This is a genomic window from Desulfitibacter alkalitolerans DSM 16504, from assembly GCF_000620305.1.
GTDB classification, from domain to species: domain Bacteria; phylum Bacillota; class DSM-16504; order Desulfitibacterales; family Desulfitibacteraceae; genus Desulfitibacter; species Desulfitibacter alkalitolerans.
The window spans coordinates 133,408-147,400 of record NZ_KK211102.1 but is presented as its reverse complement, the minus strand read 5'-3'; the positions used below and the strand labels follow the sequence as shown (position 1 = coordinate 147,400).

Annotated in this window: 13 protein-coding genes; 11 read left to right on the top strand and 2 right to left on the bottom strand. The window is 39.3% G+C overall.

Annotation, left to right across the window (positions count from 1 at the left end):
* Nucleotides 1–5: 5 nt before the first annotated feature.
* From K364_RS0114950 to K364_RS0114910, 8 genes are all read left to right on the top strand, one after another.
* Nucleotides 6–842, top strand: a complete 837-nt coding sequence (locus K364_RS0114950) for a DNA adenine methylase (protein WP_028308687.1) — start codon at nt 6–8, stop codon at nt 840–842.
* Nucleotides 835–2,127 (top strand): type II restriction enzyme, encoded by a 1,293-nt coding sequence (locus K364_RS0114945; protein ID WP_242841718.1) that lies wholly within the window; start codon nt 835–837, stop codon nt 2,125–2,127. The genes K364_RS0114950 and K364_RS0114945 overlap by 8 nt, the downstream gene beginning before the upstream one ends.
* 86 nt (nt 2,128–2,213) lie before the next feature.
* Complete coding sequence (locus K364_RS0114940; protein ID WP_028308685.1) at nt 2,214–2,960, top strand: TRM11 family SAM-dependent methyltransferase; 747 nt, start codon at nt 2,214–2,216, stop codon at nt 2,958–2,960.
* Nucleotides 2,961–3,484: 524 nt separating this feature from the next.
* Nucleotides 3,485–5,914 carry a formate dehydrogenase subunit gamma gene (locus K364_RS0114930; protein ID WP_028308683.1) on the top strand — a complete coding sequence of 810 codons (2,430 nt, stop codon included), beginning with the start codon at nt 3,485–3,487 and terminating at the stop codon, nt 5,912–5,914.
* Between the two features lie 249 nt (nt 5,915–6,163).
* The gene (locus K364_RS0114925; protein WP_028308682.1) at nt 6,164–6,544 is read left to right on the top strand and encodes a 4Fe-4S binding protein; all 381 of its coding nucleotides are present in this window, start codon (nt 6,164–6,166) and stop codon (nt 6,542–6,544) included.
* 24 nt (nt 6,545–6,568) lie between these two features.
* Nucleotides 6,569–8,728 (top strand): aldehyde ferredoxin oxidoreductase family protein, encoded by a 2,160-nt coding sequence (locus K364_RS0114920; RefSeq protein WP_035269664.1) that lies wholly within the window; start codon nt 6,569–6,571, stop codon nt 8,726–8,728.
* Nucleotides 8,729–8,789: 61 nt separating this feature from the next.
* Entirely contained in the window at nt 8,790–8,987 is a 198-nt protein-coding gene (gene thiS, locus K364_RS0114915) for a sulfur carrier protein ThiS (RefSeq protein ID WP_028308680.1), read from the top strand.
* Between the two features lie 193 nt (nt 8,988–9,180).
* Entirely contained in the window at nt 9,181–10,167 is a 987-nt protein-coding gene (locus tag K364_RS0114910; protein ID WP_028308679.1) for an asparaginase, read from the top strand.
* Here the strand turns inward: K364_RS0114910 and K364_RS0114905 are convergent.
* On the bottom strand, nt 10,159–10,767 hold the full coding sequence (locus tag K364_RS0114905; RefSeq protein WP_028308678.1) for a TetR/AcrR family transcriptional regulator: 609 nt from the start codon (nt 10,765–10,767) through the stop codon (nt 10,159–10,161). The two genes, K364_RS0114910 and K364_RS0114905, sit on opposite strands and share 9 nt — an antisense overlap.
* 156 nt (nt 10,768–10,923) lie before the next feature.
* Between K364_RS0114905 and K364_RS0114900 the strand changes: the two genes are divergently transcribed.
* Together K364_RS0114900 and K364_RS0114895 are read left to right on the top strand one after the other, a co-directional pair.
* Nucleotides 10,924–11,103: a type II toxin-antitoxin system HicA family toxin gene (locus tag K364_RS0114900; RefSeq protein ID WP_028308677.1), complete on the top strand. Its 180-nt coding sequence runs from the start codon at nt 10,924–10,926 to the stop codon at nt 11,101–11,103.
* A gap of 71 nt (nt 11,104–11,174) precedes the next feature.
* Nucleotides 11,175–11,594 (top strand): type II toxin-antitoxin system HicB family antitoxin, encoded by a 420-nt coding sequence (locus K364_RS0114895; protein WP_028308676.1) that lies wholly within the window; start codon nt 11,175–11,177, stop codon nt 11,592–11,594.
* Nucleotides 11,595–11,617: 23 nt separating this feature from the next.
* Here the strand turns inward: K364_RS0114895 and K364_RS0114890 are convergent, their stop codons facing one another.
* Nucleotides 11,618–12,538: a pilus assembly protein TadG-related protein gene (locus K364_RS0114890; protein WP_028308675.1), complete on the bottom strand. Its 921-nt coding sequence runs from the start codon at nt 12,536–12,538 to the stop codon at nt 11,618–11,620.
* Between the two features lie 292 nt (nt 12,539–12,830).
* Here K364_RS0114890 and K364_RS24335 point away from each other — a divergent pair, with 292 nt between their 5' ends.
* Nucleotides 12,831–13,976 carry a polysaccharide deacetylase family protein gene (locus K364_RS24335; RefSeq protein ID WP_051534111.1) on the top strand — a complete coding sequence of 382 codons (1,146 nt, stop codon included), beginning with the start codon at nt 12,831–12,833 and terminating at the stop codon, nt 13,974–13,976.
* Nucleotides 13,977–13,993: the final 17 nt, after the last annotated feature.

Below are 13,993 nucleotides of genomic sequence, written 5' to 3'. Positions count from 1 at the left end.
TTAAAATGGCAATTAATAAATTAGTTACACCTGTGGTAAAATGGGTAGGTGGAAAACGACAGATTATAAATCAAATAGTAAAATATATTCCTAAAAGCTTTTCAACCTACTATGAACCATTTTTGGGCGGTGGTGCTGTTTTATTTGAACTGCAGCCAAAAACAGCCGTTGTAAATGATATAAATGCTGAGTTAATTAATCTTTATGAAGTAATAAAAAACAATGTAAATGAATTAATAGATGATCTAAAGCAGCATAGAAACGATGAGACTTACTTTTATGAATTAAGAGAACTAGATCGGAATAAAGAATATTATAATCATCTTACGCCAATTCAAAGAGCCTCTAGGTTAATATACCTGAATAAGACATGCTATAATGGGCTGTTTAGGGTTAATAAGGCAGGACAGTTCAATACACCTTTTGGTAACTACAAGAATCCCAACATTGTAAATGAATATACCTTAAAGGCTGTCAGTAGCTATTTCAATAAAGCTCAGATTACTTTCACATGTAAAGATTTTAATGAAGCCCTAAAAGGGGCGAGAAAAGGAGCATTTGTCTATCTTGACCCACCGTATGATCCGGTTTCAGATAGTGCTAGTTTCACTGGATATGACAAGGGCGGGTTTGACCAAAGTGAACAAATACGACTTAAAAATGCATGTGATAAATTAAACGAAAAAGGCATAAAATTTTTGCTTTCAAATTCAGCTACAGATTTTATTAAAGACCTGTATAAGGACTATAAAATCGAGATAATACAAGCCAAAAGGGTTATTAATTCTAAGGCTGACAAGCGGGGCGAAATTGATGAAGTGTTGGTGATGAATTTTGAGTAATAGTAGTGAGATAACAAAAAACGATAGAGCATGGCTTCAACTGTTTAGCAAACATAATATATTAGAGCAAATAGACCATAGCGGATATTTTGAAATCTCAGCCAACCAAATCAATGAATTTAGAGAGGCAAGGTTAATGACTAAATTTGACCACCGCATAAACCTTCCTAAGTTGTTTTCTGACAATAATCTATCCATTTTACCAGTTACACGTGGCAGCTATATTATTTCAAAGTTTGAAGCATACGAGGAATTTGATCAGCTGAATGATGAGGTTATAAGAGCGACATTTCCCGAATATATTGAAAGCATTGATTATGAAAACATAACTAGCGAGGCTATGGCCATAAACTGCGCTTTTGTTTCCAACATAATAGCAGACTTTTTGGAGGATGAAGAACTCCTACCAACTGTAAGTGGAAGAATGAGCTCAGACAGTTTTTCCTTTAACATAAGAAATATTACTTCCAATTCTAAAATGACGGTCAATGTAGTCAATTCGCAGTTGGAAATTGATGGCGGTTTTGAAGGTATAAAACAGCTTGCTCTTATAGAAGCTAAGAATTTTATATCAGACGATTTTATAATAAGACAGTTATATTACCCTTATAGACTTTGGCGCAATAAGGTTTCAAAGAAAATAACACCAGTGTTTTTAGTATATACAAATGGTATTTTTAATCTCTATGAGTATGAATTTCAAGATCCCGACAATTATAACTCATTAGTGTTAGTAAAACAGAAGAATTACAGCATCGAAGCAGTAGATCTTACATTAGATGAGATAGTGATGGTCTTGAACCGAGTGCATTATGTTGAAGAGCCAGAGGTAGCATTCCCGCAGGCTGATAGCTTTAAAAGAATAATAAACCTTTGTGAATTGCTATCCCAAGGTGACATGAAAAGGGACGATATTACTCTAAATTATGCCTTTGACCCTCGTCAAACCAATTACTATACTGATGCAGGTCGCTACTTAGGTTTAATAAATAAGTATAGAGATAAAGCCGAAATTATATTTTCATTAACTGATGAAGGACAAAGAATCGTCCGTTCCAAATACAAGATAAGGCAGCTAAAATTTGTAGAAGCAATTTTAAAACATAGAGTATTTGCGGAAACATTGAGACTTTACTTGCAACACAGTGAGATGCCTGCAAGAAGCGAAATAGTAAATATTATGAGGGAATGTAATCTTTTTCAGGTTGAGGCAGAAAGTACATTTTATAGAAGGGCTTCCACTGTTGCTAGTTGGATAAATTGGATTTTAGACTTGCAACGTTAAATCTGTTGCAAATGAGTTTTCACACTACAATTATTGGAAAAGGCATATTTGATAATATCTTTATTAAAAGAAAAGGATTATAGAGTATGACAAGTAATAAAAAGCTAAAATGGGAACCTGATAAGTTTGAGTTGCAGACAAATACAGTTTGGAGTTTTCCCGATAGAGGTAATTGGGCTACACATAACAGTAAATACCGTGGAAATTGGTCACCATATATACCAAGAAATCTGATTTTGCGATACTCTAAGGAAGGTGACACAATCTTAGATCAATTTGCTGGTAGCGGTACCACCCTCATCGAAGCAAAACTACTTAATCGTAACTGCATAGGCGTTGATATTAATGCTGTTTCTATAGAATTATGTCGTGAAAATACTGACTTTGAACGTGAAAATTGCGGACATGTTACTATCAAACGAGGTGATGCAAGGGATTTAAGCTTTATCAACGATAAAAGTATTGATTTCATTTGTACCCATCCACCCTATGCAAATATAATCAAATACAGCAACGATATTATTGGGGATCTTTCATGTTACGAAGTAGGAGATTTTTTAAAAGAAATGAAGAAGGTAGCTGCTGAATGTTATCGGATATTGAAAGAAGATAAATATTGTGCCATTTTAATAGGTGATACTCGTAAAAAGGGACATATTGTTCCAATAGGGTTTGAAGTTATGAAGGTATTTGAAGCTATAGGATTAAAAATCAAAGAAATAATCATTAAGGAACAACACAATTGTACTTCAACATGTTATTGGAGAAATAAAAGTACCAAATACAATTTCTTATTATTAGCACATGAATATTTATTTGTGTTTAAAAAATAGGGAGGTTAAAAATAGACATCTCACTTTGCAAAATATGGCTGATAGACTTACTTGCTGGTATAATTTGTAAAAGTTATTTATTGCGGCTATAATAAATATATAATAACGCAAAGTGGTGAGAATATGGAACAAACAATATATCAAATCAGTGAAATAAGATCAAAACTCCGTCCTGTTTTTGAAGCCGCCCCTGTATATCGTGCCATATTGTTTGGGTCTTAGAGCTTTTAAAGCAAATCAATGAATTTTGTGCCGTGAAGTTTGATGTGCTGCCAAAGGCATCATATTCATAAGGAGTACCGTTAAGGCTTGTCCTCTGTTGCATCCCCCCTTATTAACCTATCTCTTAGTTCCTCAATATGTGTTTCCACGAGAAATTCCAGAAAAAGAGACTTATTTTCCTTGCTTTTTACTATAAATCAAGAATAAAAATAGCTGAGTTAAATCAGAATAAATACAAGCGTGGGGAAATATGTGCCGGTATTTGTATTTGTTGTCTGGATGTAAAAAAGGAGGATGCTGCTATGTTTATGCGAATCTTTAAAGCCTTATTAATAGGGGCATTTTTATTTTTAATACCTAACATGTTTAATGCGGCTCTAGCCCATATGCCTGTAACCTTATATACTGAAGATGGAGAGGCAATTAACTTGAGGCGGGGAGAAAACATTGACCAGCCTTATAGTCCAAAACAAAGCTGCGGCACCTGCCATGACTATAATGCCATTCTCAAAGGCTATCATTTTCAACAAAGCTGGGACAGGTGGTCTGTTTTAGAATACAGGCAGTTTGCAGAAAAAGAAAATCATAGTCCAGATGAGATAGACATGACTGCTTACCAGTTTGCCACCCAGGTCAGGCTTAAGGAAGGCAAGCTGGCCTTTGGAGCCTTTCACCCAGGGGGAGGAATTTTAGAATTTGACAGGGGATTAAGAAGGTATGATGATGCGCTGCGTGACAATCCGGATTTGGCTGGGGCTCTTGACGGTGACTACTATAAAAGCCAATGGGATAAAAGTGGAGTTGTAGAAATTGACTGTCTCTTATGCCATATGCCTGGGTATGATTATCAAGGAAGAATTGAACAGATGGAAAAGGGGAACCTGCGTTGGGCAGCAACAGTTGGGGCCAGACTGGCTTCTGTACAGGGAAGTGTTTTAGATGGTGAGGAACCTCAGCTTACCTACAATCCGGAGGCCTTTACAGCTAGGGGAGCCCTGAGGGCAGAAATTACATCTCCCACAGATGAGAACTGCCAGTCCTGTCATGGTTCTCTGGGATTGAGACAGGCGGGGTTTGTTTGGGATAATAAGGACTTTTCTGATATACACAACCAGGGAGGTATGAATTGTATTGATTGTCATGCTTTAATAAATACTGAAGAAATACCAGGAATTAACCACCAGATAGCCACAGGCAAAGGTAAAGGAGCAGCTGCCGAATTTGCCGGAACCATGCTAGGCTGTGGTGAATGCCACGAAAGAGGGGAGTTTGGTGCACCCAGGCCAGTACATAACACAATAAAGCTTTCCCATCTTGAATATATATCCTGCCAGGGCTGTCATGTTCCCTATCAAACTGCTGAAGCAACTAGTGTTGTTGATGTAACTACAGGAGCAGTAGTTGATTTTACAAGAGAAATAGAAGAGGCTGCATTAGCTGCATTAGAGGGTACGGGGCGAATTCGTCCACAATTGCAGTGGGTGGATGGAAAAATATACCCAGTTAATACTATCAAGGGAGTATGGTGGGGTAATAAAAATCCGGATGGAAGCATAGTCCCCTTATTCCTTGATGAGATTGAAAAAGCCTTTAGAACCACGAGAAACACCATTAATGATGGTACTGGTAACGGATACAAAGAGGTAAATACCCAGGAAGAAATTGTCTCAATGTTAAACTCTTTGCAGGAGGTATTGGCCAATAATGAAAGGTTTGAAAGGGTTCAACCAGTATATATAAAGGGCGGAAAGGTTTATGAGCTGGATACTGGAGGCAATTTGTCTGTTTCTGACAACAATATGGGTAATGAGACTTTTTTAATTGCCCACAATGTTGTTTTGGCTCATGAAGCTTATGGGGCGGGAGGCTGTTCAGACTGTCATAGCCCTAACTCCCATTGGATAGCCGGACAGGTTCTTCAGGATCCATGGGGACCTGAGGCAGGGGAAGCTATTTATACAACCCAGGCTAGTGTATTAGGCTTAAACAAAACCATCATGTCATTTTATTACGTCTATCAAAACTTTTTCAGGACCATACTTTTCCTTGGATTCCTGGGAGCCTTTGTTATTACAGTTGTTCATTATGCTGTTATTGGTCCCAAGGGTAAGCATCTGGCCAGGCTGCCCAGGAATATGACCAGATATTCTCTTTTTGAAAGGGTTTCCCATTTTATCAGGATGGTAAGTACTACCCTTTTAATTATTACCGGCATTGGCTTTGCTTTAAACCTCACGGGCATTCTAAATCTGGGTGGGGGATATTATCCAACTAGAATCATACACATCATACTTGGGATTTTATTTATTTTGAGTTCATTAACAGCTAGTGTTATCTGGTATAGAAATGCTCTTATTAAGTCCTATGACTTTGAATGGCTCAAGAAGCTTGGCGGCTACTTTACTAAACAGGAATGCCATGTGCCTGCTGGTCATTTTAATGCCGGGCAGAAGATTTTTTATTGGATGTCCGGGATATTAAGCTTTCTCATTGGCATAACGGGAATAATCCTTATTTTTAGAGGTAGCTTTAGCGGCAGCTGGCTGGTTGCAGCTGCCACAATTCATGGTTTAAGCTCAGTGCTCCTGGTTTCTGCAGTTATAGTCCACGCTTACCTTGGTAGTGCCGCTAATCCAGGGACATGGAGGGTTTTAATTGATGGAAAGGTGTCTGAACAGTGGTGCAGACATCATCATCCACATGCAGATATAGAGTATAAGAATAAAGAATAGACCTTCTTGGGGGGATTTGCTGCTAAAGTGTCCAGAATCTGTACATAGTGGAAGGCAAAAAAAGTAGTTTTCAAAAAGGAAACTACTTTTTTTTGTGGAAATATTAATACGGCAAATAGTAATCTTTTCGCACTGATTAACTAAATATTACTTTTTGCAGTGAAATCATCATTTATATTATTTCTTTTAAAGTACTTGTAAATAAAGGTTAGATTTAAATGATAATTACTACATGGGAGGGGAGCTTACTTGAAAAGTTTAAAGGTTAAAATTGAGTTATGTGATGGTTGCGGTATCTGTGAATTAACATGTTCCAAGGTCCAATTCAAGGAGGAAAACAGGGAGAAGTCTGCCATCAGGGTAAGTGAGAAAGCAGAGGGATACCAAATAAACGTCTGCAACCAATGTGGTGAATGTGTGGAGGTTTGTCCTACCCTGGCGCTCCATAAGAACAAACTGGGGGTAATAATGGTTGACAAGGAAAAGTGTGTAGGCTGTTTTGCCTGTATAGGCTTTTGTCCAACCCTTTCAATGAGAATGCATGGGGATTATCTAGAACCTTTTAAGTGCATTGCTTGTGGCAAATGTGCTAAGGAGTGTCCTACAGAAACACTGTATATAGAAAAATAAGAACAGAAGGGAGAATTAAACTTTATGACCTATAATTTAGAAGAAATGAAAAATGCCCGCAAGCTTTTAAAGGAAATGAATTATGACGTTGGCTCAGTAAACAAGGGCTACACAAATCGTACTCTATATATTAACCTGTCTGAAAATAAGATTGAAAGCAAACCAGTTACAGAAGAAATTAAGGATAAGTTTATAGGCGGCAGGGGCTTTGGTCTTTATTATTTATGGAATGCTGTTACTGAAAATACTAAATGGAATGATCCAGAAAATGAAATAATCATCTCATCTGGCCCTATTGGCGGCATTACACAATACCCAGGTACTGGCAAATCCCTGGTAGTGAGTTTATCACCTCTAACAGGAATACCAATAGACAGCAATGTGGGTGGGTATTTTGGTCCCTATTTAAAGTTCTCTGGGTGGGATGCCTTGGAGCTTCAAGGAAAGGCTGATAAAGATGTGATAATCTATATAGATGGTGATAATGGCCGTATAACCATTGAGGAAGCACCCCTTGAAGAGGTAGACTCCCATCTTATTGCTGAGCACTTGACGGAAATGTATGCAGACAGTGAATATGACAAGAGAAACATCTCAGTAGTATCAGCAGGCAAGGGTGCCGAGAATTCCCTTATTGGTTTATTGAATTTTTCTTTCTGGGATCTTAAAAGAAATGCACTTAGAATCAAGCAGGCCGGTCGGGGTGGAATTGGAACAGTCTTTAGAGACAAGAAAGTCAAGGCAATAGTTGTTAAATTCTCCAATACAAAGGGAGATTCTAATAAGCCAGCCGACAGGCAAAAGGTAGCCGAGCTAGGTATTAAGCTCCATAAGGAGATTCATGACCTGGATGATAAGCAAAACAGAATGAGAAAGACCGGCACAGCTTATTTGACAGAAATTATGAATGACTATGACCTGCTGCCAACTAACAATTTTAAATTTGGTTCCCATCCAGATGCCCATAAGCTTTCCTCCAAGGAGTTCAGTAAATGGTTCCAACTGAGTGGAAGTGACGGCTGCTGGTTTGGGTGTACATTGGCCTGCTGTAAGGTAGTTCCAGATTTTGAGCTCCTTACCGGTCCATACAAGGGACAAAAGGTAGTTGTTGATGGCCCTGAATATGAAACTGTTGCTGCAGTTGGTTCCAGTTGTGGGATTTTTGACAGTCAGTATGTGCTGGAATCAAATTTCTATTGTGATACCTATGGAGTAGATACTATCTCCCTGGGTAATATTACTGGCTTTTGTATGGAATGCTATGAGGAAGGAATAATTAATAAGGAGATAACTGGCGGTCTTGAGCTTAATTTTGGCAATAAGGAAGCTGCTCTAGAGCTCCTGCACCAGATGGCCAGGGGGGAAGGCTTTGGTAAAGTTGCTGGCCTGGGTGTGCGCAAGTTAAAAGAAATATTTGTTAAAGAATATGGTGCTGATCCAGAATTCCTGGATGATATAGGAATGGAAAACAAGGGATTAGAGTACTCCATGTACATGCCAAAGGAATCCCTGGCCCAGCAGGGCGGATATGCTTTAACCAACAAGGGACCACAGCATGATGAGGCCTGGTTGATTTTCATGGATATGGTAAATAACCAGCTTCCAACCTTTGAGGACAAGGCAGAAGCCCTCTTCTATTTTCCAATCTTTAGAACCTGGTTTGGGCTGGTAGGCCTTTGTAAACTCCCCTGGAATGACATAGTGCCTGCAGATAACCATACAAGAGAGAATGCCCAAAATGTTCCCGAACACCAGGAAAACTATGTACAGCTCTTTACGGCAATTACCGGCAGGAAAATGGAAATGGCGGACTTGATAAATCATTCAGCACCTGTATACAACTTCCAGAGGGTATTTAACTTTAAGATGGGTTATGGCAGCAGAGAATATGACAAGGCCCCCATGCGCTCCCTGGGACCTGCAACATTGGAAGAGTATTTGTCCAGGGAGGAAAGATACGATAAGCAGTTAAAAGAAATAGTGGGTATTGATCCAGAAGGAATGAGTGCAGAAGAAAAGCTAAAGGCTATTAGAAAATATAGAAGAGACCAATATAATACCCTATGCGATACAGTATATGCCAGAAGAGGCTGGACAGCAAATGCTGTTCCCAAGCTTGATACTCTTAAAAAGTGGGGCATTGACTTCCCCGATGTTGTGGAAGTAGTTAAAAAACACCTGTAGTTTTAGCGGTTTTGAAATGGGAAGAAGGATGCAGTAATATGAAATTTGTAAGGGTGGTATTATGATTAAGGTTAATGGAAGAAATGTTGACTGGGAAGAAGGAATGACAATAGAGACTGTTCTGGAAAAGTGCAGCTTCACTTACCCATCCATAGTGGTTAGCATTAATGGTACGGTGATACACAAGGATAAATATGCTGCTACAGTTATCAATGATGGAGATGACGTCAAGGTGATCCACATGGTGGCAGGAGGATAAGACACTGCAGCTTACAGGGGCAGGCTGGTTTTAATATAAACCACTTGCCCCTGTTTACCTTCCCTAGCCTTACATCTTTAAATTTCAAAAGTGTGGGCTTAATGCTGTGAATATATTACCTAATTAGGAGAAGACTATTTGCATATTTACATTATGATAGTAGTAGAATTTAAAGGTCAAGGTGGGGGTCAATATGGAAAATAAAGCAAAGAAGGTTCTCCTGATAACTACCGGAGGTACCATTGCCAGCAAAAAGGACAGGGAGTCAGGGCAGGTTCAATCTGGGGTCATTAGCGGCTACAACCTGGCAGCCTTAATACCAAGCTGGAAGGATTTTTCCTGTAAGGTGGTTGACTTGTTTCAGCTGCCTAGTGGTCACCTTACAATGCTTCATTTAAGGGAGATTGCCCAAACCATTAAGGCTGCCTTCCAGGAAGGCTGCTGCCATGGGGTTGTTTTGACCCATGGTACAGATACCCTTGAGGAAACAGCTTACTTCCTGGATCTAGTACTCCATGGCTGCGGACCTGTAGTATTAACTGGTTCTCAACTGCCCCCAGAGGAAATAGCATCAGATGCCTTGAGAAACCTGGAGGATTCTTTTAAGGTAGTCTTAAGTGAGGAGAGTCAGGACAAAGGTGTGCTTGTTGTATTTAATGGTAAAATTTATGCTGCTTCTGAAGTTATTAAGGTGCATACCAGCAATTTAGATGCTTTTGCTGCTCCAGGTTGGGGACCTATAGGCTATCTTGATGAAAAGGAGGTAATCTTTAAAAGGGTAGTTAACAAACGCGTAAAGCTTGCTTTAGGAAAGAATCAAAGAAAACCCAAAGTTTATATAATTTCCTTTGCATTGGGTATGGACGGATACCTTATAGATAAAGCCCTGGAAGCAGGTGCAGAAGGACTTGTATTAGAGGGCTTTGGCAGGGGCCAGATACCGCCGGAAGCCGTGGAACAGGTGGAGACGGCAGTTAATAAAGGGATACCTGTAGTACTAACTACTAGATGTTACGAAGGCTCAGTTAAAGGTGTTTATGACTATAGAGGTTCTGCAGCCCAGCTTGAAAAGATTGGTGTAATTATGGGAGAGGATCTGCCCAAACAAAAAGCAAGAATTAAATTAATCCTTGCCCTTGCTAATAATATGAGTTTTAAGGAGATAAATGAACTATTTTGAGGTCAGTCCATACATGTTATAGTGAAAAAGATACTTTGTTGCAGAAGTAAGATCAAAGGGATTATCATCCTTGAGCCAGCTGATTAAAAGTGCATAAAAGCCTCCTACCAGGGCCAGGGCAGCCACCTGGGTATTCTGGGGTGGAATTAAATTTTTTGCTACCGCTTCGTTTAGGTCTTCAAGGGTTAACTGAACCAGTCCATCCTGTAAAGCAGAAAGATGGGTATTGATAAGTGGGCTGGCATTTGGTGCCTGGATAAGCATGAGCTTGGCAAGATTTCTTTCTTTAATGAAAAGGTCTACACATGCATCCATTGAAGCCTCAAGCTTACTTAATGTATCAGCTGCTTTTTTTCTTTCTTCTTTAATGTGGGTCAGCAGTTCCTCGTACATCTCCTCCACAAGTGCCTCAAAAAAACCTTCCTTGTTTTTAAAATACAGATAAAAGGTTCCAGTAGCAATTCCTGCAACCCTTGCAATATCCCTTATGGAGGCTTTATGAAAACCCTTTTCTGCAAAAACTTCCTTGGCAGCTTTTATTATAGCTCTTTCCTTATCCTTGAGCTTGTTTTTTGCACTTTTTTGTTCAAATACCTTCACCTAAAACACCACCAGACATTAAAGCTAATATATTAAATATAACTTATTATACCTTAACATGTTATATTTCCTCTAAAATTTTGCACATAGCAATGGGTATTTTTTATTTATATACGTATTAACACGTGCTAAAATTTATTCAAGAGGTTAAAGAAATTGAAAAGACGAGACATAGATAAAAAACTAAAAAGTGGGGGTTGGGTTATAACACCAGGCAAAAAGCACGATATGGCCAAACACCCCAACAAGCCAGGAATTAAAATCCCTCTACCTAGACACAAAGAAATTAATGAGTACACAGCAAAAGGGATCCTTGAAACTGCGGGATTGAAATAAGCCCCACTCTGGGAATCTTATAATAAATACTAAAATAAAATATTAAAGCATGAAAGGTGGTTAGTACTATTATGAAATATGTTTATCCTGCTATATTTACTCCTCTACCAACAGGTGAGTATGATGTTCGTGTGCCAGATCTACCTGGTTGTATTACTTGTGGTAGCGATCTAGCTGATGCTATAGAAATGATCCAGGACGCAATCGCTATGTGGCTATGTGATGCTGAAGATAATAAAGAAACAATTCCAGCCCCCGCTGAAAATCTAACTGTAGAACATCCTCAGTTTGTGAATTTTATTGTTGCTGATACAGATGAATATCGTCGTGAGTATGATGATAAAGCTGTTAAGAAAACACTTACTATTCCAAACTGGTTAAATTCGAAAGCAGAAAAAGCTGGTATAAACTTCTCTCAAACATTACAAACTGCTCTAAAAAAGCAACTCAATGTTCCTAATCCATCTCGCAGTACTAAAAAGCAGCCTTAGTTAGGGGCTGCTTTTAAATTCTTTTATTTAGTGAGTTTTACACCTCTAAGCCCAAAATCTGGCTGTCCGCTATCAATGCTGCCGCTGGTGGTATACTGAATAAAATATCCTGATATTTCGCATTGCCCGTATGGCGGAGTAAAGACAACTGGATCCAGTATAAAAACGGCAAAGCCCCTGACTGTTACATATTTTGCCCCATTTGGCGGGGTACCTTCAAAAACTGGTACAATTATAATGCGTGAGCAACCCTCCTGGTAATTTTTATATGTGCAGCCGTGGGTGCAGCTGCTGAACAAATATTCTAATGCATTTCTAATATGATCAGATGATATGTTGCCTGGCTGTGTTTGAACTTTGTCTCCTACTTTAATAGTGCCGTCATAACCATATTTTAAATTTTCCCCAACTTGTGGTGTACCGGCAGCTCCTAACCTGATATATCCGTAGTTGCCTGTTGTACCGCCATGGGCACCTTCTTTTAATTTATATTCCTTTCCATATACCAGGTTAGTATCATAGATGGCCAGGGGCCTTAAGCCTGAATCAATAGAGGTAATAGGTCCTGAAATGGCAGTTGCTGATGCTTTTACTGTTCCCTGATCAAAGCCCATAATTCTCATAAAAGTATAATTGACCTGGACCTCCCCTTCCACCTGCAGGGATCTGTTTGTTTCAGACACATAAACGTTGATAGTTTCCTTGTTAAATCCATTTTTTTCTATATACTCCTCTGCAATGTTTTTTGCTGGGCTATTGCCCTCATATAATGCCTGGGATCCAGCCAGGGCCGCCGCATCTACTGCATTTTGAAGCTTGGCCTTTGTAATGTATAGCAGGCCACCATCCATGGCCAGTCCAGCAAGTCCACAGATTACCACCATTAACAGGGCAGTCAATACAACTACTGATCCCCTTTCTGACTTTAATAGCTTTCCAAGCATTAAATTCACTCCTCGTATAATAACCAGGCTATTTGAGAACCGACCCCAAAAGGTGTTATAATCTAAAGGGAAGCTTAAATGAAGTCAAATATTAGTAGTATTTACAGACACCTTCCTAACAATAACCTTAACCCAATATCTTAATAACTACCATGGGGCATGAGTGTCATCTTAATAGGACTTTTTGCCTGTTTTTGTGCAGCAAATACCAGTAAATGAGAGAAGGATTTAATGATATAGTAGGGGAAATTATTTAAATAGGAAGTTAGGAAAAATACTGGAGGTAATATTCTTGAAGACAAGATATGGCATAATAATTGTAACTCTACTATCATTATTAGTATTTGCCTTTGGGTGTGGTGCAAATGATGCCCCACAAAACCAGACTGAAAACGAAAATAGCATCGAGAGAGAAATTGTCAGTCAGGATAACAAAACCAACTATACCAATGATAAGGAAAATGGTAGTGAAGATAAAAAGGCAAATGAGGATGCTTCCAGTGATAGTATAAGCAGTGGAACAAATGAAATAGCGGCCCCTGAAGGCCTGCTTCCCCCAAATGAGGCTGGACAGATCATGGTTCTCATGTATCACCGCTTTGGGGACACGGAAAGCACCTGGCAGAGAACTTGGGATAATTTTCGCTCAGATCTAGAACGATTATATCAGGAAGGATATAGGTTAATCAGCATCAAGGATTATTTAAATAACACAATTGCTATTCCAGCAGGATACTCGCCTGTTATCCTTACCTTTGACGATGGGTACTCCAATCAGTTTAGTGTGGAAAAAAATGGTGATGAATGGGTTTTAAGGCCTCAAACTGCAGCAGGCATCATGTATGAGTTCTATCAGGAGCATCCTGATTTTGGTCTGGAGGGAATTTTCTATGTAAATTCCCAGCCCTTTAATGGGGGTAATTGGAAATATGCTGTAGAGTATCTGGTATATGAGCTTGGGATGGATATTGGCAGCCACACTAGAACACACATCAATATGCAGCAGCATGGCACTGCCAGGATTATTGAGGAGCTAGGGGGGCTTGTAAAGGATTTTAAGGAGGTGCTTCCTGATTATGAGATTGACTCTCTTGCCCTGCCTTATGGCGTATATCCATCCTCCGCTGATGTTTTTTCAGGGGAATATGAGGGGGTTAAATACGAGAATAAAGGGGTCCTGCTGGTAGGAGCCAATCCTGCACCGGCTCCCATTGCCAAAAGCTATAACCCCTTAAGAATACCCAGGATTCGGGGAGATGAGGAGAATTTAAATAAATGGCTTGATTACTTTGCAGAAAACCCCCATTTGCGCTATGTAAGTGATGGTGATCTGGAGAAATTAACTGTTCCATCTGATATGCTCCATATTCTTGGTCAAAAAGCCTTTGAAGATAAGAGGCTGCAGGTGTATTATAGAGGTGAAGATAACGGTTTTTAGAGCAGCGGTATGATGTC

Coding starts and splice junctions, on each gene's coding strand:
- K364_RS0114890 (WP_028308675.1), bottom strand. CDS start 12,538: ATGCTTGGAAAGCTATTAAAGTCAGAAAGGGGATCAGTAGTTGTATTG.
- K364_RS0114895 (WP_028308676.1), top strand. CDS start 11,175: ATGAAATATGTTTATCCTGCTATATTTACTCCTCTACCAACAGGTGAG.
- K364_RS0114920 (WP_035269664.1), top strand. CDS start 6,569: ATGACCTATAATTTAGAAGAAATGAAAAATGCCCGCAAGCTTTTAAAG.
- K364_RS0114910 (WP_028308679.1), top strand. CDS start 9,181: ATGGAAAATAAAGCAAAGAAGGTTCTCCTGATAACTACCGGAGGTACC.
- K364_RS0114950 (WP_028308687.1), top strand. CDS start 6: ATGGCAATTAATAAATTAGTTACACCTGTGGTAAAATGGGTAGGTGGA.
- thiS (WP_028308680.1), top strand. CDS start 8,790: ATGATTAAGGTTAATGGAAGAAATGTTGACTGGGAAGAAGGAATGACA.
- K364_RS0114940 (WP_028308685.1), top strand. CDS start 2,214: ATGACAAGTAATAAAAAGCTAAAATGGGAACCTGATAAGTTTGAGTTG.
- K364_RS0114930 (WP_028308683.1), top strand. CDS start 3,485: ATGTTTATGCGAATCTTTAAAGCCTTATTAATAGGGGCATTTTTATTT.